This window comes from Flavobacterium ammoniigenes (assembly GCF_020886055.1).
Lineage (GTDB): Bacteria > Bacteroidota > Bacteroidia > Flavobacteriales > Flavobacteriaceae > Flavobacterium > Flavobacterium ammoniigenes.
Map to the genome: position 1 here is coordinate 1000280 of NZ_AP025184.1, position 18748 is coordinate 1019027.

Here is an 18748-nt window from a genome sequence, read left to right on the forward strand (position 1 = left end):
AGAATGAAAGAAAGAAACGAACTATATCCGGTATTTTTAAAACTGCATCAATTGAATGTGTTGATTGTGGGTGGCGGAAATGTCGGTTTAGAAAAGTTGTCTTTTATGTTGAAATCCAGTCCGAATGCCAATGTTGAGGTGGTAGCGCCTAGATTTCTTCCTGAATTGGAAGCCTTGGCTACCCAACATCCTTCGGTTAAGCTAACACCAAAGAAATTCAATCGTTGGATGCTTCGCAAACGCCATATGGTAATTGCTTGTACCGACGATTTGAAGGTCAATAAAAGAGTATTTGATTTGTGTCGCAAGCGTCATTTGATTTGCAATATCGCCGATACGCCTCAGTTGTGTGATTATTACTTGGGAGGAATTGTCACTAAAGGAAATGTGAAAATTGCCATTTCAACCAATGGAAAATCGCCAACAACAGCCAAGCGATTGCGAGAGTTTTTTGAAGAAATTATTCCGGACGATATCAATACAATGGTTGAAAACCTGAATGAATATCGAAAAACTTTGAAAGGTAATTTTGAAGAAAAAGTGCAAAAGATGAATGAAATTACCGAATCGTTGAAAAACAAGAAATAGCAATTGAAGAGGAAAAGTGATTAATGTTACCATCAGAAACTAAAATCATTCGTTCATTTGCATAAAATAAGAGAAGATAATTAAAGAATAAAATACAATAGCATGATTAAAACAGACATACTTATAATTGGAGCAGGCCCAACAGGTTTATTTGCCGTATTCGAAGCGGGATTATTAAAATTAAAATGTCACGTTCTAGATGCTTTGCCTCAACCGGGCGGACAGCTTTCGGAATTATACCCTAAAAAACCAATCTACGATATTCCAGGATTTCCTGAAGTATTAGCTGGAGATTTAGTGGATAATTTGATGGAACAAATCAAGCAATTCGAACCAGGATTTACACTGGGTGAACGCGCTGAAACTATCGTAAAACAAGAAGACGGAACCTTCATCGTAACCTCTAATGCAGGAACACAATTTCACACACCCGTAGTAGCTATTGCAGGTGGTTTAGGAAGTTTTGAGCCTCGTAAACCGTTGATTGAAAACATCGAATTTTACGAAGATAAAGGCGTAAAATATTTCATCAAAAATCCAGAAGAATTCAGAAACAAAAGAGTGGTAATAGCAGGTGGAGGAGATTCAGCTTTGGATTGGAGTATTTTCTTGGCTGATGTAGCTTCAGAAGTCACTTTGATTCACAGAAGAAACGAATTCAGAGGTGCTTTGGATTCAGTAGAAAAAGTACAAGAGTTGAAAAACGAAGGTAAAATCCGAATGATTACTCCTGCCGAAGTAGTAGGTATTAATGGAACTAACCATGTAGAATCTATTGTAATTGACGAAGACGGTGCGCAAAGAACCATCGAAACGGATTACTTTATTCCGCTTTTTGGTTTGACACCTAAATTAGGTCCAATTGCCGATTGGGGATTGGAAATCGAAAAAAATGCGATCAAAGTAAACAACTCCTTGGATTATCAAACGAACATTCCTGGAATTTTCGCCATTGGTGACGTAAATACTTATCCTGGTAAACTAAAATTGATTCTTTGTGGTTTCCACGAAGCCACTTTGATGTGTCAGGCCGCCTACCAAATCATCAATCCAGGAAAACGTTATGTATTGAAATACACCACCGTTTCAGGAGTTGATGGGTTTGACGGTACTCGTAAAGAAGCGCCAAAAGCAGTAGTAAAAGCAATTGTGTAACTACTTTTGCATCACAATACAAAGCGCTATAACTTTTAAGTTTTAGCGCTTTTTGTATTTTGGCTTCAGCTCAAACGCCATTTTTTTAAAAGGATCGTATCTAATATTTTTTTAAAGCAAAGGAATGGCGTATTTTTGCCAAGATTTTTTCCTGCTGTACGCTCTATCTTTTATTCTGAAACCCAGAATAAAAGGATGCCGCTTCCATCAGGGCTAAAGGGCAAAAAGGGATTTTTTTGCCAAGAAATAAACAACACAACAGTTTGATTGAGTGCCTGTAAGGCCAAAATAATAAATATGTCAAAAATTCAAAAAGCCATACAAGAAAGAATCTTAGTCCTAGACGGCGCTATGGGAACCATGTTGCAACGCAATAATTTCTCTGAAGAAGATTTTCGTGGCGAACGCTTTAAAGATTTTCCTCATCCGTTAAAAGGGAACAACGATTTACTTTCGATCACACAGCCCGATGCCGTAAAACAAGTGCACCGTTTGTATTTTCAAGCAGGAGCCGATATTGTAGAAACCAATACGTTTTCTGGAACCACTATCGGTATGGCCGATTATCATTTGGAAGATTTGGTGTATGAGTTGAACTTTCAATCGGCAAAAATTGCTCGTGAAGTAGCCGACGAATTTACAGACCGTCCGCGATTTGTAGCGGGTTCTATCGGACCAACCAATAGAACAGCCTCGATGTCACCAGACGTAAACGATCCGGGTTACCGCGCGGTTACTTTTGATGATTTGCGCGTGGCCTACAAACAACAAGTAGAAGCCTTGATTGATGGCGGTTGCGATGTATTATTAGTCGAAACCATTTTTGACACCTTGAATGCTAAAGCAGCCCTTTTCGCCATTGAAGAAGTAAAAGAAGAACGCAAAATAGACATGCCTGTAATGGTGTCAGGAACCATTACCGATGCTTCAGGAAGAACACTTTCAGGTCAAACGGTAGAAGCTTTCCTAATTTCGATTTCCCACATTCCGTTATTGAGTGTAGGATTCAATTGTGCTTTAGGAGCCGACCAATTGAAACCGTATTTGAAACGTTTGTCTATGAATACGCAATTGAATATTTCGGCACATCCTAATGCAGGTTTGCCTAACGCTTTTGGACATTACGATCAAACTCCCGAAGAAATGCAAGCTTTGATTCGAGAGTATTTGCAAGATAATTTAATCAATATTATTGGAGGTTGTTGCGGCACAACTCCAGAGCACATCAAAGCCATTGCTGATGTAGCGAGAGAGTTCAAACCGAGAAACGTTGAATTAAACTAAACCACGAAGGTTTTCAAAACCAATAGGTTGTTACACGATATGAGTACACACGAAACGAAATATTTACAATTATCCGGACTAGAGCCATTAATTATCACCCCAGAAACTAATTTTGTGAATGTGGGAGAACGAACTAATGTGACTGGTTCCAGAAAATTCCTTCGATTAATCAAAGAAGAGCAATACGAAGAAGCTTTAGATATTGCTAGAAATCAGGTAGAAGGTGGTGCACAAATCATCGATGTCAACATGGATGAAGGAATGTTGGACGGGGTGTACGCCATGACCAAATTCTTAAACTTAATTGCTGCTGAACCAGACATTTCTCGTGTTCCTGTAATGATTGATAGCTCAAAATGGGAGATCATCGAAGCGGGATTAAAAGTGATTCAAGGAAAAGGGGTGGTGAATTCTATTTCGCTAAAAGAAGGTGAAGAAAAGTTCATTGAATACGCCAAAAAAATCAAACGTTACGGAGCTGCAGTAATTGTAATGGCATTTGACGAAAAAGGTCAAGCTGATAATTACGAGCGACGTATCGAAATTTGTAAAAGAAGTTACGATGTATTAGTCGATAAAGTAGGTTTTCCTGCTCAAGACATAATTTTCGACCCGAATATTTTTCCAGTGGCTACCGGAATGGAAGAGCATAAATTGAATGCTTTGGACTTTTTCCGTGCGACCAAATGGATTAGAGAAAACTTACCGTATGCCCATATTTCGGGTGGGGTGAGTAATGTGTCTTTTTCGTTTAGAGGGAATGATAAAGTGCGCGAGGCTATGCACTCGGCATTCTTATACCATGCCATCAAAAACGGAATGACAATGGGAATCGTGAATCCTGAAATGTTAGAGATTTACGACGAAATTGATCCGGTTTTGTTAGAACATGTAGAAGACGTTTTGTTGAACAGAAGAGAAGATGCTACCGAGCGTTTATTGGATCTAGCAGAAAGCTTTAAAGGTGATTTCAAAGCCAATGAAAAAGCGATTGCGGAGTGGCGAAACGGTACGGTTCAAGAACGATTGACGCATTCATTAGTCAAAGGAATTGACGAATTTATAGAAATAGATGTAGAAGAAGCAAGACAAGCCGCTTCTAAACCTATTGAAGTCATCGAAATCAATTTGATGGCCGGAATGAATGTAGTAGGCGATTTATTCGGAAGCGGAAAAATGTTCTTGCCACAGGTAGTAAAATCAGCACGTGTAATGAAAAAAGCAGTGGCGTATTTATTGCCTTACATCGAAGCCGAAAAAGATGGTGTGTCGCAAAGTGCGGGTAAAGTTTTGATGGCAACCGTAAAAGGAGATGTTCACGATATTGGGAAAAATATTGTTTCGGTCGTTTTGGCCTGTAACAATTATGAAATAGTTGATTTAGGTGTAATGGTAGCGCCAGAAAAAATCATCGCGGCCGCTATTGAGCACAATGTAGATATCATCGGATTGAGTGGTTTAATTACGCCTTCGCTTGACGAAATGGTCTATTTGGCTAAAGAATTGGACAAAATCAATGTGCAAATTCCAATTATGATTGGAGGAGCAACCACTTCTCGAGCGCATACCGCTGTGAAAATTGCACCACAATACAAAGCGACTGTAGTACACGTAAACGATGCTTCAAGAGCAGTAACTGTTGCTGGAAACTTATTGAATTCGGATACCAATGAAAAATACACCCAAGACATTCGTACCGAATACGATGCGCTTCGTGAAGGCTATTTGAATCGAAGTAGAGATAAAAATTTCCTAACGATTGAGCAGGCAAGAGTTAATAAACTAAAACTAGATTGGAATACCTACACCCCAGCCCAACCGAATTTCATTGGTACAAAAACTGTGGATGTAGCGATTGCCGATTTAGTCGACTATATTGATTGGACGCCGTTTTTCAATTCTTGGGAATTGTACGGAAAATATCCAGCGATATTAACTGATGAGGTAGTTGGAGAACAAGCCACTTCTTTATTTGCTGATGCGCAACAAATGTTGCACCAGTTAATTCAAGAAAATTGGTTAACGGCCAAAGGTATTGTAGGAATTTTTCCAGCGAATACCATCAACGACGACGATATTCTGTTGACAACAGACAACGGACAACCGATCACTTTTTTAACTTTACGTCAACAATCTCAAAAAACCGCTGGAGCGCCTAACATCGCTTTAGCCGATTTTATTGCGCCAAAAGATTCAGGAGTGCAAGATTATATGGGTTGTTTTTGCGTCACCACCGGTTTTGGAGTAGAAGAAAAAGCCAAAGCTTTTGAAAAAGACTTGGACGATTACAATTCGATTTTAGTGAAAGCTTTAGGTGATCGTTTGGCCGAAGCCTTTGCGGAATATTTGCATTTGCAAGTGCGAAAAGAAATTTGGGGATATGCTTCTGATGAGAATTTATCGAATCAGGATTTAATTGCTGAAAATTATAAAGGAATTCGTCCGGCACCAGGATATCCTGCTTGTCCAGACCATTTAGAAAAACCAACGATTTGGAAACTCTTAGAAGTTGAACAAAAAATAGGTGTAACTTTGACCGAAAGTATGGCTATGTGGCCAGCGTCGTCAGTGTCCGGTTACTATTTTGCCAATCCAGAAAGTAAGTATTTTGGTTTGGGTAAAATCAAACAAGACCAAGTAGAAGATTATTCGAAACGAAGAAACACCACCATGGAGCAAGCACAAAAATGGTTGGCTCCTAATATTGCAGATTAATACAGTTGTCGGTTTATTTTGTAAATAAAACCGACAACCAACAATGATACTATGAAAGTAACAGACCATATAGCAGCAGCCAAAGGGGAAACTTTATTCTCATTTGAAATTGTACCGCCTACTAAAGGGACAAGTATTCAGGAATTATATGATAATATAGATCCGTTAATGGAATTCAAACCGCCATTTATTGATGTAACTACTTCGCGCGAGGAGTATATTTATGTGAATAAAGGCAACGGTTTATTGGAAAAAAAATTAACTAGAATGCGTCCAGGAACTTTAGGAATTTGTGCTTCTATAAAACATAAATACCATGTGGATACAGTGCCTCACGTATTGTGTGGTGGATTTACCAAAGAAGAAACCGAATACCTTTTGGTAGATTGTCATTATTTGGGAATTGATAATGTTATGGCCTTGCGTGGCGATGCCATGAAAGACGAACAATCGTTTATTCCTAAAGAAGGTGGAAACCATTATGCAGCTGATTTGGTGAGTCAAATTCACCAGTTGAATCAAGGGAATTATTTACACGGTTTGAAAGATATCGAACACAAATCGGATTTTTGTATTGGAGTAGCGGGCTATCCAGAAAAGCATTTGGAATCGCCGTCGTTAACTTCTGATTTGAAACGATTGAAAGAAAAAGTAGATGCCGGTGCTGATTATGTGGTAACTCAAATGTTTTTTGACAATGCTAAATTTTTTGAATTTGTGGCCAAAGCAAGAGAAATTGGAATTAATGTTCCTATTATTCCAGGAATTAAACCAATTGCGGTACATAGACATTTGCAAATCCTACCTCAAATCTTTAGAATAGATTTACCAGAAGATTTAATCAATGCGGTGGAAAAATGTAAAACACCAGCGGATATCCGTCAAGTGGGAGTAGAATGGGCGATCCAACAGTCGTTGGAATTGAAAGCAGCAGGAGTGCCGTTTTTACATTATTATTCTATGGGTAAATCAGAAAACATCCGACAAATAGCAAGTAAAGTTTTTTAATTAAAACAACACATAAAAAAAATCCAGTACCTAAAGACTGGATTTTTTATTTAGTAACTTCTCGAAATACCGTTTCAAGATTTTTATTTTTTTGATTCAGCTGTAACGTTTTTAGTCCATTGGCGGTAGCAAAATCAAAAACAACCGGGCGCATGTCTTTGTCAGTTGCAAAAGTCAATTCCCAAATGGCGCCATCAATATTGGAATAAGAACTTATATTTTCGATAGTGGCTATTTGAGTTTCGTTTACTTCTTGATCAAACTCCACTCCGATAATTTGGGTAGCCGACTCGCTAATGAGTTTTTCTAATTGTTTATCAGCTACAATTTTTCCTTTGTCAATAATTATAACGCGGTCGCAAATCGCTTCTACTTCTTGCATGATATGTGTAGAAAGGAAAACAGTTTTGTCTTTACCAGCATTTTTTATCACATTTCGAATTTCTACTAATTGATTGGGATCCAAACCTGTGGTGGGTTCGTCCAAAATCAAAACGTCAGGATTGTGCAATAAAGCATTGGCTAAACCCACACGCTGGCGATACCCTTTGGACAATTGACCAATTTTTTTGTGACTTTCAGTAGTCAGTCCGGTCAATTGAATCACTTCTTCAATTTGGGATTGGGCTACCTTATACACATCGGCATTGAAGGCTAAATATTCCCGAACGTACAAATCCAAATACAACGGATTGTGTTCTGGCAAATAGCCAATTGAAAGTTGGACGTCCTTTTGTTGGGAATTCACATCAAAACCATTGACTTTAGCACTGCCTTCGTCAGCGGTCAAATAAGTCGTTAGAATTTTCATCAAAGTCGATTTTCCAGCTCCGTTTGGACCAAGAAAACCCACAATTTCGCCCTTGTTAATGGTAAAAGAAATTGCATCAAGTGCTTTTTGTGTTCCGTAACTTTTAGATATATTATGAATGGCTATTGACATGGTGTTGTATTTGCTACAAAAGTAAACAGAAAAAGCAATTAATTGTTGTTGCAACCGATTTGAATTTTGATGCAATTTTCAAATTCTTAAAAAACAGGGAATAAATAAACGTTTATTTAATCAATAGTTAAATAATAGTGTGTTTAACAAAGAATTTCGTTTTTGTTGTATAAAAGCATTGGTTTTTCTTGGAGGAGATGAAATAAATGCTAATATTTGCACCGTAATTATTTACAAAACAAGCAGGCAATGTGTAATAACCGTTTTTATTTTAGCAATACTTATTACTTCTTTTTTAAGAAGTAAGGATTGTTATAGGGTTATTTGAAAAATTAAAAAGCAAATTAAAACAATATACAATCCTGATGAAAATCAGGATTTTTTTTTGAATTTATGGCAACAAAAATTGCAATACAAGGAATACAAGGTTCATTCCATCATCAAGTGGCTCAGGAGTACTTCGGGAAAGAGGTGGCTGTGGATGAATGTTTGTCTTTTGAAGAATTGGTGTCGAGCCTATTGTCTGGAGAATCAGATCAGGCGGTAATGGCTATCGAAAATTCGATCGCAGGCCCTATTATTCCGAATTATGCTTTGATTGACAAGAATAATTTGCACATTATTGGCGAACATTATTTGGATATTCAACAGAATTTAATGGCTTTGAAAGGTCAGACGATTCAAGATATTGAAGAGGTGCATTCGCATCCAATGGCTTTGCTGCAATGTATGGAGTTTTTGAAACAGTATCCACATATTAAAATTGTGGAAGACAAAGACACTGCAGAAACGGCGCGAAGAATTCACGAAAAGCAATTGAAAGGCATTGCAGCTATTGCCAGTAAAGTGGCTGCTGAAATGTATGATTTAGAAATTTTGGCACCGGAGATTCAGACGATTAATAATAACATGACCCGTTTTGTAATTATTGATAAGAAGCAATCGGTTTTGTCAACTAATGAAATTAATAGAGCGTCGATTAAATTCGAATTGGATCACAAACGTGGCAGTTTAGCAGCCGTGCTGAATGTTATGAGCGATTGCAAATTGAATTTAACCAAAATCCAGTCGTTACCCAAAATCGAAACTCCTTGGAAATATTCGTTTTTTGTGGATGTGACCTTTGAGAAATATGAAGATTATGCCAAAGCAAAAGCCTTGATAGATATTATGGCGGAGTATTTCAAAGTTTTGGGAGAGTACAAAAATGCAAAACCCTAAGAAGTAAAATACCTTTACGAAAGTAAATTAAGATAGTAGAACCAACATGATTGCAACAGCAAAACGTTTAGAGATAGTTGAAGAATATTATTTCTCTTCCAAATTGAGAGAAGTACGACAATTGGCTGCAGAAGGGAAACCCATTATTAATATGGGTATCGGAAGTCCTGATTTGAAGCCTTCGCAAGCTGTTATTGACGCGGTGGTTTTGGCCATGCAGGAAGAAAATGCACACCAATACCAAAGCTATCAAGGAGTTCCTGAATTGCGTCAAAGTATGGCTGATTTTTATCAGAATAACTTTGGGGTAGCAATGAATCCGACTACTGAAATTTTGCCTTTAATGGGTTCCAAAGAAGGGATCATGCATATTTCTTTGGCTTTCTTGAATGAAGGAGACCAAGTGTTGATTCCTAATCCGGGTTATCCAACCTATACATCGGTGACGAATTTAGTGGGTGCAGTTCCGGTGTATTATGATTTAAAAGAAAGTACCAATTGGGAACCGGATTTTGAGGCTTTGGAACAATTGGATTTATCTAAAGTAAAAATAATGTGGGTGGGTTATCCGCACATGCCAACGGGAGCTAGAGGCAGTTTGGCTTTATTTGAAAAATTAGTGGCTTTTGCCAAAAAGCATAGCATTTTGTTAGTGAATGACAATCCGTATAGTTTTGTTCTGAATGACAATCCGATGAGTTTGTTGCAAGTCGAAGGTGCCAAAGAAGTAGCTTTAGAATTGAATTCGTTGAGTAAAACCTTCAATATGGCGGGCTGGCGTGTAGGAATGGTATTAGGAAATGCCGATTGTATTGATGCTGTGTTGAAAGTGAAAAGTAATATGGACAGCGGTATGTTTTATGGCATCCAAAAAGGAGCCATCGCCGCTTTGAAAAGTGATGCTTCTTGGTTTGATTCGATGAATGCTATCTATAGAAAGCGTCGAGTTTTAACTGAACAATTGGCTGAAAAATTAGGTTGTGAAGTCTATAAAGAAGGAGTAGGATTGTTTGTTTGGGCAAAATTGCCAGCAGGAATTAGCTCTGCAGAACAATTCATCGACCAAATATTATATCAAAAACATATTTTCATAACTCCGGGAACTATTTTCGGAAGTAATGGTGAAGGATACATTCGATTTGCACTTTGTGTGAAAGAAGAAAAAGTACAAGAAGCAATAGATAGATTTTAATGCAATGAAAGTAGTTGTAGTAGGTATCGGTTTAATTGGAGGTTCAATGGTTTTAGACATCAAAGCATTGCATCCAGAAGCGACTATTTTGGGTATGGATGCCAATGAAAATCATTTGCAACAAGCTATTGATTTGGGGGTGGTTGAAAAAGCAGGAACGTCTGAAGATTTAGCCGATGCTGATTTTGTGATTGTTTCGGTTCCGGTAGATGTTGCTTTGGTAGTATTGCCTCAAGTATTGGATGCTGTTGGAGAGAATACCATTGTTTTTGAAGTAGGTTCTACCAAGTTGCCTATTTGCGAAGCGGTAGCCAATCATCCAAAACGACGCAATTATATTGCAACACATCCTATTGCAGGAACCGAGTTTTCAGGACCGACGGCAGCCATAAAAGGATTGTTCCAAGGGAAAACAAATATAATTTGTGAGGTAGAAAAAACGACCTTCAAGTTGCAGGAAAAAGCCTTACAATTGTTTACAGCTATAGGAATGCGAATTCGCTATATGGATCCGCAATCGCATGATAAACATATAGCTTACGTATCGCATTTGTCTCATATTAGCTCGTTCATGTTAGGTAAAACAGTAATTGACAAAGAGACCGAAGAGCAAGATATTTTTGATATGGCGGGCAGTGGATTTGAAAGTACGGTGCGTTTGGCTAAAAGTTCCCCAGCCATGTGGACACCGATTTTCAAGCAGAACAAACAACAAGTGGTGAATACCTTAGAAGAATACATTTCTAATTTGTCAAAGTTTAAAACCTTGTTAGAAAATGAGGATTATGATGCGATTTATCAAGAAATGCAAAGTGTCAATAAAATAAAAGAAATATTAAACGGAATAAACATTAAAAAGTAATTTTAGAAAAGATGGAGAATAGTAAAGAAATGAGAAATTGGTTGGATGCATTCAAATTAGATCATCCATTAGTAATTGCAGGACCATGTAGTGCTGAGACTGAAGAGCAAGTATTAAAAATTGCTCACGAATTGAAAGATTCAGATGTAAGTGTGTTTAGAGCAGGAATCTGGAAACCAAGAACTCGTCCAGGAGGATTTGAAGGTGTAGGAGAAATTGGATTGAAATGGTTGAAAAAAGCGAAAGAAGAAACAGGTTTGCTAATGGGTACTGAAGTAGCTACTGCAGCACACTGTAAATTAGCTTTGGAATATGATATCGATGTATTATGGGTTGGAGCGCGTACAACTGCTAATCCATTCGCAGTGCAAGAAATTGCAGATACTTTGAAAGGAACAGATAAAATCGTTCTGATTAAAAATCCAGTAAACCCAGATATGGCTTTATGGTTAGGTGGTGTAGAGCGTTTGTATGCAGCAGGTATTAGAAAATTAGGAGTGATTCATAGAGGGTTTTCTACCTACCAAAAAACAAAATACAGAAACATTCCAGAATGGCAAATTGCTATCGAATTGCAAAATAAATTCCCTGATTTGCCTTTGATCATTGACCCATCGCATATTACAGGAAACCGTGATATGATTTTGGAAGTGACTCAAGAAGCCTTGGATTTGAATTACGACGGTATGATTATCGAAACACATATTGATCCAGACAATGCTTGGAGTGATGCTGCTCAACAAGTAACACCAGCTGCTTTGAAACAAATTTTCAAAGATTTGAAAATCAGAAAGCAAACAGGAGATACGGCTGATTTTGAAAACAAAATGACAAAATTAAGAGCGAACATCGACGTGTTAGACGCTAACCTTTTAGAGTTACTAGGAAAACGTATGCAAGTGGCTTCTGAAATTGGACAAGTAAAAAAAGACGCTAACGTTGCGGTTTTGCAAAACAGTCGTTGGAATGAAATCCAAGCAAAAATGACTGCTGAAGGTGCTAAAAAAGGATTGTCTGAAGAATTTATCATTAAATTGTTCAAAGGCATTCACCAAGAAAGTATCGAACAACAAGAAAAAATATTGAATTCATAATTCGTATTTTTCTATTTATAGAATCCTCACAGTTGAATCAATTGTGAGGATTTTTTATTTGAAGTCAGTGTAAAAACTTTGTAGTTCCAACCATAAACTTGAAACAAAATTTTACCTTTGCCGCATGACAGGAATCGTTTATAAATCTACAGGGAGTTGGTACACCGTAAAATCGGAGACAGGCGATTTTATCGAATGTCGTATCAAAGGAAAATTCCGAATGAAAGGAATTAAAAGCACCAATCCAATTGCTGTAGGTGATGTAGTCGATTATGAAATAGACGAGAACTCAGATTCTGTTACAGGAACTATTCATCATATCCACGACAGAAAAAATTACATCGTTCGAAAATCGGTGAATTTATCGCATCAAATGCACATCATTGCTTCGAATATTGATCGTGTTTTTCTTTTAGTGACAGTGAATAATCCACCAACTACTTTCAATTTTATAGATCGATTTTTGGTTACTGCTGAAGCCTATGGAATTGAAACAGTATTGGTATTTAACAAAATAGATACGCTTGACGACGCTACTTTGGATGAGCAATTGTATATGCAACATGTCTATCAAGAAATTGGCTACCAATGTTTGCGCGTTTCATCAACCGAAATGAAAGGGATCGATGCATTGAAAGCTTTAATGATAAATAAAGTAAGTATGTTTTCTGGGCATTCCGGTGTTGGGAAATCGACTTTGGTCAATGCATTGGAGCCTGCTTTGCATTTGAAAACAAAAAACATTTCAGAAGCCAGCAAACAAGGTCAGCACACGACCACTTTTGCCGAAATGTACGACTTGAGTTTTGGTGCCAAGATTATTGATACACCCGGAATCAAAGGATTTGGAATCGTGGACATGGAGAAGGAAGAAATCGGAGGCTACTTTCCTGAATTTTTCAAATTACAAGATCAATGTAAATTCAACAATTGTTTGCACAAAGAGGAACCTCATTGTGCCATCAAAGCAGCCTTGGAAAAGGATGAAATCGCTTGGTCGCGTTACAATAGTTATTTGAAGATTTTAGAAGGCGATGATGAACATTACCGAACGGATATTTACAATGAAGACCGAATAGCTAGCGATAAAACACGAGATTAATGAAAGTAGTATTACAAAGAGTAACATCGGCTTCAGTAATTGTTGAAGATAATATAGTCGGAGAAATTCAAAAAGGAATAGTAGTCCTAGTTGGAATTGAAGAGGCCGATTCGCAAGAAGATATTGACTGGTTAGTTGGCAAAATTACCCAACTTCGTATTTTTGGCGATGAAAATGGAGTGATGAATTTATCCGTTGAGGAGGTGAATGGAGATGTACTTGTAGTAAGTCAGTTTACTTTACATGCCGCTACCAAAAAAGGCAATCGACCTTCCTATATCAAAGCGGCTAGACCTGAAGTTGCTATTCCAATGTATGAAAAATTCGTAAGTTCGTTAGAAATAAAATTGGGTAAAAAAGTAGCGACGGGAATTTTTGGTGCCGATATGAAAGTGGCATTACTGAATGACGGTCCGGTCACCATAATTATAGATAGTAAAAACAAAGAATAATGGATTTAAAAAACGCACAATTAGACGTCGATACTTGGATTAAAGAGCACGGTGTTCGTTACTTTAACGAATTGACCAACATGGCGCAATTGACAGAAGAAGTGGGCGAAGTAGCGCGCATTATCGCACGCCGTTATGGCGAACAGTCTGAGAAAGAATCTGATAAAAATAAAGATTTAGGCGAAGAACTAGCAGATGTTGTTTTTGTAGTCTTATGTTTGGCCAATCAAACCGGAATTGATTTACAAGCTGCTTTCGACAAGAAAATGGATTTAAAATCGGTTCGTGATAAAGACCGTCATAAAAACAACGAAAAGTTGAAATAATGTGATACGCTGTTTTAAAACTTGGGCAACTCCTTTTTTTAAAATAAATTTGCGCCCAATTACCTACCAACACAAAACAGAATGAAATTACTACTACAATCTGCACTATCTGAAATTAATGCTGCAATAAAGATCACGGGTTCCAAAAGCGAAACCAATCGGTTGTTATTGCTAAAAGCATTGTTTCCGAATATTAGTTTAGCCAATACTTCCAACTCAGATGATAGCGAAGTAATGCAAAAAGCGTTGAATGGTTCAGATGAAATAGTAGATATTCACCACGCAGGAACGGCAATGCGTTTTTTGACGGCTTATTTTGCTGTTAATGCGGGTCGTGAAGTTGTGCTAACAGGTTCTAGCCGAATGCAAGAACGCCCTATCAAAATTTTGGTAGAAGCTCTAGAACAGTTAGGGGCTGTCATCACCTACGAAAAAGAAGTGGGTTATCCACCTATCCGAATCAAAGGACAAAAAATTACGGCTTCTAAAGTCAATTTAGCGGCCAATGTAAGTAGTCAATATATTTCGGCTTTATTGTTAGTAGCTTCGAATTTAGAGAATGGTTTGGAACTTACTTTAGAAGGAGAAATTACTTCTATTCCATATATCAAGATGACTTTGGCTTTGCTAAATGATTTGAATATTCACACGAGTTTTGAAGGAAATGTAATTACTGTTGCTCCTAAATCAGCTGTGGAAACTAAAGAAATGGTAGTAGAATCCGACTGGAGTTCGGCTTCCTATTATTTTAGTATTGCCGCTTTGGCAGACAAAGCTTCGATTACCATTTCAAGCTATAAAGCAAACAGTTTACAAGGTGATTCAGCCTTAGTCAACTTATACCAAGCTATGGGAGTAGAGTCAACTTTCAATGGAAACCAATTGACATTGACCAAACAAGCCAATTTTGATTACCAAGACGTTACTTTCGATTTGAATAATACGCCGGATATTGCCCAAACAATTGTAGTAACCTGCCTTGGATTAGGAATTGGTTGTCATTTAACAGGTTTGCATACCCTAAAAATCAAAGAAACTGATCGTCTTGAAGCACTTCGAATCGAGTTAACAAAACTAGGTGCGAATATTTCAGTGACTAACGATAGTTTGACTTTGGTAGCCACCAAAGGAATCAATCCAAATGTTACGATTGCCACTTACAATGATCACCGTATGGCAATGGCTTTTGCTCCATTGGCTTTCCGAGTTCCGATTTTCATTGACAATGCCGAAGTAGTCTCTAAATCCTATCCTGATTTTTGGGAAGACTTAACAAGAATTGGCTTTGCAATCGAAGAAATAGCTTAATTTGTAAGGTTACATAGTCGGCATCCCTTTCTGGTATTGGGTTGGTAAAAATAAACACCAAAAGACTTGACAACGCCTCTTTCACAATCGTATATTTGCACCCACAAAGTAAAAGACTATAAATTCCCTTTTGCTTGAAACTTAAAATTCAAAACAAATGAAATTATCACATTTTCAATTCAATTTACCGAAAGAACTTTTAGCTGAGTTTCCTGCAGAGAACAGAGACGAGTCTCGTTTAATGGTGATCGACCGAAAAAAACAGACGATAGAGCACAAAATGTTCAAAGATGTTATCGATTATTTTGATGACGGAGATGTTATGATTTTGAATAACACCAAAGTTTTTCCAGCACGTTTGTATGGAAATAAAGAAAAAACCGGAGCAAGAATCGAAGTGTTTTTGTTGCGTGAATTGAATGCAGAACAACGTCTTTGGGATGTATTAGTAGATCCAGCTCGTAAAATCAGAATCGGAAACAAATTGTATTTTGGAGATGATGATTCGTTAGTAGCTGAGGTAATTGACAATACTACTTCTCGCGGAAGAACATTGCGTTTTCTTTACGATGGTTCGTACGAAGAATTTAGAAACAAATTAACTGAATTGGGCGAAACCCCAATCCCAAAATACATTTCACGTGAGGTAACTCCAGAAGATGCAGAGCGTTACCAAACCATTTATGCTAAAGAAGAAGGAGCTGTTGCAGCACCTACTGCAGGTTTGCACTTCTCAAAGCATTTATTGAAAAAATTAGAAATCAAAGGAATCAATTTTGCTGAGGTTACTTTGCACGTTGGTTTAGGAACTTTCAATCCAGTAGAGGTAGAAGATTTATCGAAACACAAAATGGATTCGGAAGAATTAAAAATCAGTCAAGAAGCTTGTGATATTGTGAATAATGCCAAAGCAAAAAAGAAACGTGTTTGTGCTGTTGGAACAACTTCTATGCGTGCCATTGAAAGTTCGGTTTCTTCACAATATACCTTGAATCCATTTGAAGGTTGGACTAATAAATTCATTTTTCCTCCTCACGATTTCAGTATTGCCGATTGTATGATAACCAATTTCCATACACCAAAATCGACTTTATTAATGATGATTTCAGCTTTCTGTGGTCACGATTTAATGAAACGTGCTTACGAAGAAGCAATCAAAGAAGAATACAAATTCTACTCTTATGGAGATGCGATGTTGATTATTTAATCACATCTACTTTAAATATATTAAAATCTCGTCCATCTTGGCGAGATTTTTTTTTTGGCGTGACCCTTTCCCTTCCTACAGCCAAGGCTTGGGTCGGGCTATACACTTCAAGTCCTCGCTGGCTTTCACCAGCTTCGGGCTTTCTGTTGCTATCCCTCACGCAAAACGCTGTTAAATTCTAATTCACTTTATTCGTGCTTATTTTTCCTAATTGTTTGTTACTTTTACCTCTCAAAATTAGTTCGAATGACATTTGAAAACAGCCTAGCTTTTGCGCAACAACTCGATGCTCAAGACCAATTAAGACAGTATCAAAATGAATTTTCTTTCCCACAAGTAAACGGAAAGAATGTGATTTACTTTACCGGAAACTCTTTGGGACTCCAACCCAAAAGAGCCAAAACTTATGTAGATGAGGTAATGAATGATTGGGCAAACTTGGCGGTTGAAGGTCATTTTTATGCCGAAAAACCCTGGTGGGATTACCACGAGCGTTTTGCCAATCCGTTGAGTCAATTGGTGGGCGCTTTACCGTCTGAGGTTACGGTGATGAACACATTAACAGTGAATTTGCATTTACTAATGGTGTCGTTTTATAGACCAACAGCTACTCGATATAAAATTATTTGCGAGGAAAAAGCTTTTCCTTCCGATCAATATTTGTTTCAAAGTCAAGTCAATTTTCATGGCTATGCAACCGAAGACGCCATTGTAGAAGTGAAACGTCGTGAAGGCGAACACAACATTCGTTTGGAAGATGTGCTAGCAAAAATTAATGAAGTCGGAGACGAATTGGCTCTGGTACTCATTGGCGGAGTGAATTATTATACCGGTCAAGTTTTTGATATGAAAACCATCACTGAAGCGGGTCATCGCGTAGGCGCATACGTTGGTTGGGATTTGGCGCATGCCGCTGGAAATATTGAATTGCACTTACACGATTGGCAAGTAGATTTTGCTGCTTGGTGCAGTTACAAATACATGAATTCAGGTCCGGGAAATGCGTCGGGTTGTTTTATACACGAGAAGCATCATACTAATTCTGAACTACCTCGTTTTGCCGGTTGGTGGGGACATAATAAAGAACGCCGTTTCAAAATGGAACAGAAATTTGATCCTATTCAAGGGGCAGATGGTTGGCAAATAAGTAATTTACCCGTTTTGTCTTTGGCTCCTTATTTGGCTTCAGTCGAACTCTTTGCCGAAATTGGAATGGAGGCATTAATTCAAAAACGAAATCAAATTACGTCTTACTTGGAATTTGTTTTGCGCCAAATTGATCAAGAAGTGAATGGCAATTTTGAAATTATTACCCCTTCTAATCCATCAGAAAGAGGTTGCCAACTTTCGGTTTTTTTACATGGAGAAGGCAGAAGTTTATTTGACTACCTCATGAAAAATGGTGTAATAATCGATTGGCGCGAACCTAATGTAATTCGCCTTGCACCAGTTCCATTATACACTTCGTACGAAGATATTTATCGTTTTGGGCAAATTTTGAAAACCGGTATTGAATCGAAATAAATATTCAATTACTTTATAAAGGATTCAGTTGGCTGGTTTTTTCTGGCATACTTTAATCGGTCTACCAATTTAGGCAAACAATACCCGTCTAAACCATTTACGGTAACTACCTTTCCTTTGTCGAGCTGTAACCAGCCATCTTCGTGTTGTAATTCTTCCTCAAAAAACAAGCGTTCAATCGAAGCAATGATATGAATCGTATCGTTTTCTTTTATGTGGTATTCGTTTAAATATTTGCAATACAATTGTACGGGACTTCCTTTTACAAAAGGAATTTCGATATCTGTTTTATATTCTTCTTCTAAATTCGTTTTGTCAAACTCAGAAATACCCATATCATAATTCGCTGAACTATGATGCGCGTCTTCAATCATGTCAACCGTTACATGGTTGATAGTGAAATAACCTGTTTCTTTGATATTTTTATAGGTATCTCTAGGAACTGTTGTTGGTCGCATGATAAATCCAATCATTGCAGGATCACTTCCTAGGTGCGTCACACTACTAAAAATTGCCACATTCGATTGTCCATCAACAGATTTTGTAGCAATTAAATTGGTCGATTTGTAACCCGTACAGGAATTAATTAAATTCAAACGAGGCACTTTGTCCATGGCGCCAATGTTTGCCTTCGAAATGTCTTTCATCGTATTTATTTTGTGCAAAGATACTTTTTGTTTAATAAATATTTAATTTTAGTTAAACAAAATTCAAATTTTTGGATTAGTGTCAAGTAGTAATTCTCGATTATTCTGTTATATTTGTTA

17 protein-coding genes are annotated in these 18748 nt (G+C 37.5%); 15 read left to right on the plus strand and 2 right to left on the minus strand.

Features of this window, described 5'->3' with window-relative positions:
• The first annotated feature begins 3 nt into the window (after positions 1–3).
• The 5 genes from LPC21_RS04430 (at position 4) to metF (ending at position 6750) form a co-directional block, all read left to right on the plus strand.
• Positions 4–588, plus strand: a complete 585-nt coding sequence (locus LPC21_RS04430) for a precorrin-2 dehydrogenase/sirohydrochlorin ferrochelatase family protein (protein WP_229318299.1) — start codon at positions 4–6, stop codon at positions 586–588.
• A gap of 102 nt (positions 589–690) precedes the next feature.
• Entirely contained in the window at positions 691–1743 is a 1053-nt protein-coding gene (locus tag LPC21_RS04435) for an NAD(P)/FAD-dependent oxidoreductase (RefSeq protein WP_229318300.1), read from the plus strand.
• Between the two features lie 297 nt (positions 1744–2040).
• Entirely contained in the window at positions 2041–3027 is a 987-nt protein-coding gene (locus LPC21_RS04440; RefSeq protein ID WP_229318301.1) for a homocysteine S-methyltransferase family protein, read from the plus strand.
• Positions 3028–3066: 39 nt separating this feature from the next.
• Complete coding sequence (gene metH / locus LPC21_RS04445) at positions 3067–5742, plus strand: methionine synthase (RefSeq protein ID WP_229318302.1); 2676 nt, start codon at positions 3067–3069, stop codon at positions 5740–5742.
• Between the two features lie 51 nt (positions 5743–5793).
• Positions 5794–6750: a methylenetetrahydrofolate reductase [NAD(P)H] gene (gene metF, locus LPC21_RS04450; RefSeq protein WP_229318307.1), complete on the plus strand. Its 957-nt coding sequence runs from the start codon at positions 5794–5796 to the stop codon at positions 6748–6750.
• 46 nt (positions 6751–6796) lie between these two features.
• On the opposite strand, the gene gldA is transcribed toward metF, so the two are convergent.
• Complete coding sequence (gldA, locus tag LPC21_RS04455) at positions 6797–7693, minus strand: gliding motility-associated ABC transporter ATP-binding subunit GldA (RefSeq protein ID WP_229318310.1); 897 nt, start codon at positions 7691–7693, stop codon at positions 6797–6799.
• Positions 7694–8086: 393 nt separating this feature from the next.
• Here gldA and LPC21_RS04460 point away from each other — a divergent pair, with 393 nt between their 5' ends.
• The 10 genes from LPC21_RS04460 (at position 8087) to kynU (ending at position 17981) form a co-directional block, all read left to right on the plus strand.
• Positions 8087–8914 (plus strand): prephenate dehydratase, encoded by an 828-nt coding sequence (locus LPC21_RS04460; RefSeq protein ID WP_229318312.1) that lies wholly within the window; start codon positions 8087–8089, stop codon positions 8912–8914.
• A 46-nt stretch (positions 8915–8960) separates the two neighbouring features.
• Positions 8961–10106 (plus strand): pyridoxal phosphate-dependent aminotransferase, encoded by a 1146-nt coding sequence (locus LPC21_RS04465; RefSeq protein WP_229318314.1) that lies wholly within the window; start codon positions 8961–8963, stop codon positions 10104–10106.
• Positions 10107–10110: 4 nt separating this feature from the next.
• A complete protein-coding gene (locus tag LPC21_RS04470; RefSeq protein WP_229318316.1) occupies positions 10111–10968 on the plus strand; it encodes a prephenate dehydrogenase in 858 nt (285 codons plus the stop codon).
• Between the two features lie 11 nt (positions 10969–10979).
• Entirely contained in the window at positions 10980–12062 is a 1083-nt protein-coding gene (locus LPC21_RS04475; RefSeq protein ID WP_229318318.1) for a bifunctional 3-deoxy-7-phosphoheptulonate synthase/chorismate mutase type II, read from the plus strand.
• A 124-nt stretch (positions 12063–12186) separates the two neighbouring features.
• Entirely contained in the window at positions 12187–13164 is a 978-nt protein-coding gene (rsgA, locus tag LPC21_RS04480; RefSeq protein WP_229318320.1) for a ribosome small subunit-dependent GTPase A, read from the plus strand.
• Complete coding sequence (gene dtd / locus LPC21_RS04485) at positions 13164–13616, plus strand: D-aminoacyl-tRNA deacylase (protein ID WP_229318322.1); 453 nt, start codon at positions 13164–13166, stop codon at positions 13614–13616. Before rsgA ends, dtd begins: the two co-directional genes overlap by 1 nt.
• Positions 13616–13942, plus strand: a complete 327-nt coding sequence (locus LPC21_RS04490; protein ID WP_179001729.1) for a nucleotide pyrophosphohydrolase — start codon at positions 13616–13618, stop codon at positions 13940–13942. Before dtd ends, LPC21_RS04490 begins: the two co-directional genes overlap by 1 nt.
• A gap of 81 nt (positions 13943–14023) precedes the next feature.
• Entirely contained in the window at positions 14024–15250 is a 1227-nt protein-coding gene (locus tag LPC21_RS04495; RefSeq protein WP_229318324.1) for a 3-phosphoshikimate 1-carboxyvinyltransferase, read from the plus strand.
• A 157-nt stretch (positions 15251–15407) separates the two neighbouring features.
• Positions 15408–16457: a tRNA preQ1(34) S-adenosylmethionine ribosyltransferase-isomerase QueA gene (queA, locus tag LPC21_RS04500; protein ID WP_229318326.1), complete on the plus strand. Its 1050-nt coding sequence runs from the start codon at positions 15408–15410 to the stop codon at positions 16455–16457.
• 246 nt (positions 16458–16703) lie between these two features.
• A complete protein-coding gene (kynU, locus tag LPC21_RS04505; protein WP_229318329.1) occupies positions 16704–17981 on the plus strand; it encodes a kynureninase in 1278 nt (425 codons plus the stop codon).
• A gap of 8 nt (positions 17982–17989) precedes the next feature.
• Here the strand turns inward: kynU and LPC21_RS04510 are convergent, their stop codons facing one another.
• Positions 17990–18628, minus strand: coding sequence for a flavin reductase family protein (locus LPC21_RS04510; RefSeq protein WP_229318331.1), 639 nt, complete (start codon positions 18626–18628; stop codon positions 17990–17992).
• Positions 18629–18748 lie beyond the last annotated feature (120 nt).

Coding starts and splice junctions, on each gene's coding strand:
- LPC21_RS04430 (WP_229318299.1), top strand. CDS start 4: ATGAAAGAAAGAAACGAACTATATCCGGTATTTTTAAAACTGCATCAA.
- LPC21_RS04435 (WP_229318300.1), top strand. CDS start 691: ATGATTAAAACAGACATACTTATAATTGGAGCAGGCCCAACAGGTTTA.
- LPC21_RS04440 (WP_229318301.1), top strand. CDS start 2,041: ATGTCAAAAATTCAAAAAGCCATACAAGAAAGAATCTTAGTCCTAGAC.
- metH (WP_229318302.1), top strand. CDS start 3,067: ATGAGTACACACGAAACGAAATATTTACAATTATCCGGACTAGAGCCA.
- metF (WP_229318307.1), top strand. CDS start 5,794: ATGAAAGTAACAGACCATATAGCAGCAGCCAAAGGGGAAACTTTATTC.
- gldA (WP_229318310.1), bottom strand. CDS start 7,693: ATGTCAATAGCCATTCATAATATATCTAAAAGTTACGGAACACAAAAA.
- LPC21_RS04460 (WP_229318312.1), top strand. CDS start 8,087: ATGGCAACAAAAATTGCAATACAAGGAATACAAGGTTCATTCCATCAT.
- LPC21_RS04465 (WP_229318314.1), top strand. CDS start 8,961: ATGATTGCAACAGCAAAACGTTTAGAGATAGTTGAAGAATATTATTTC.
- LPC21_RS04470 (WP_229318316.1), top strand. CDS start 10,111: ATGAAAGTAGTTGTAGTAGGTATCGGTTTAATTGGAGGTTCAATGGTT.
- LPC21_RS04475 (WP_229318318.1), top strand. CDS start 10,980: ATGGAGAATAGTAAAGAAATGAGAAATTGGTTGGATGCATTCAAATTA.
- rsgA (WP_229318320.1), top strand. CDS start 12,187: ATGACAGGAATCGTTTATAAATCTACAGGGAGTTGGTACACCGTAAAA.
- dtd (WP_229318322.1), top strand. CDS start 13,164: ATGAAAGTAGTATTACAAAGAGTAACATCGGCTTCAGTAATTGTTGAA.
- LPC21_RS04490 (WP_179001729.1), top strand. CDS start 13,616: ATGGATTTAAAAAACGCACAATTAGACGTCGATACTTGGATTAAAGAG.
- LPC21_RS04495 (WP_229318324.1), top strand. CDS start 14,024: ATGAAATTACTACTACAATCTGCACTATCTGAAATTAATGCTGCAATA.
- queA (WP_229318326.1), top strand. CDS start 15,408: ATGAAATTATCACATTTTCAATTCAATTTACCGAAAGAACTTTTAGCT.
- kynU (WP_229318329.1), top strand. CDS start 16,704: ATGACATTTGAAAACAGCCTAGCTTTTGCGCAACAACTCGATGCTCAA.
- LPC21_RS04510 (WP_229318331.1), bottom strand. CDS start 18,628: ATGAAAGACATTTCGAAGGCAAACATTGGCGCCATGGACAAAGTGCCT.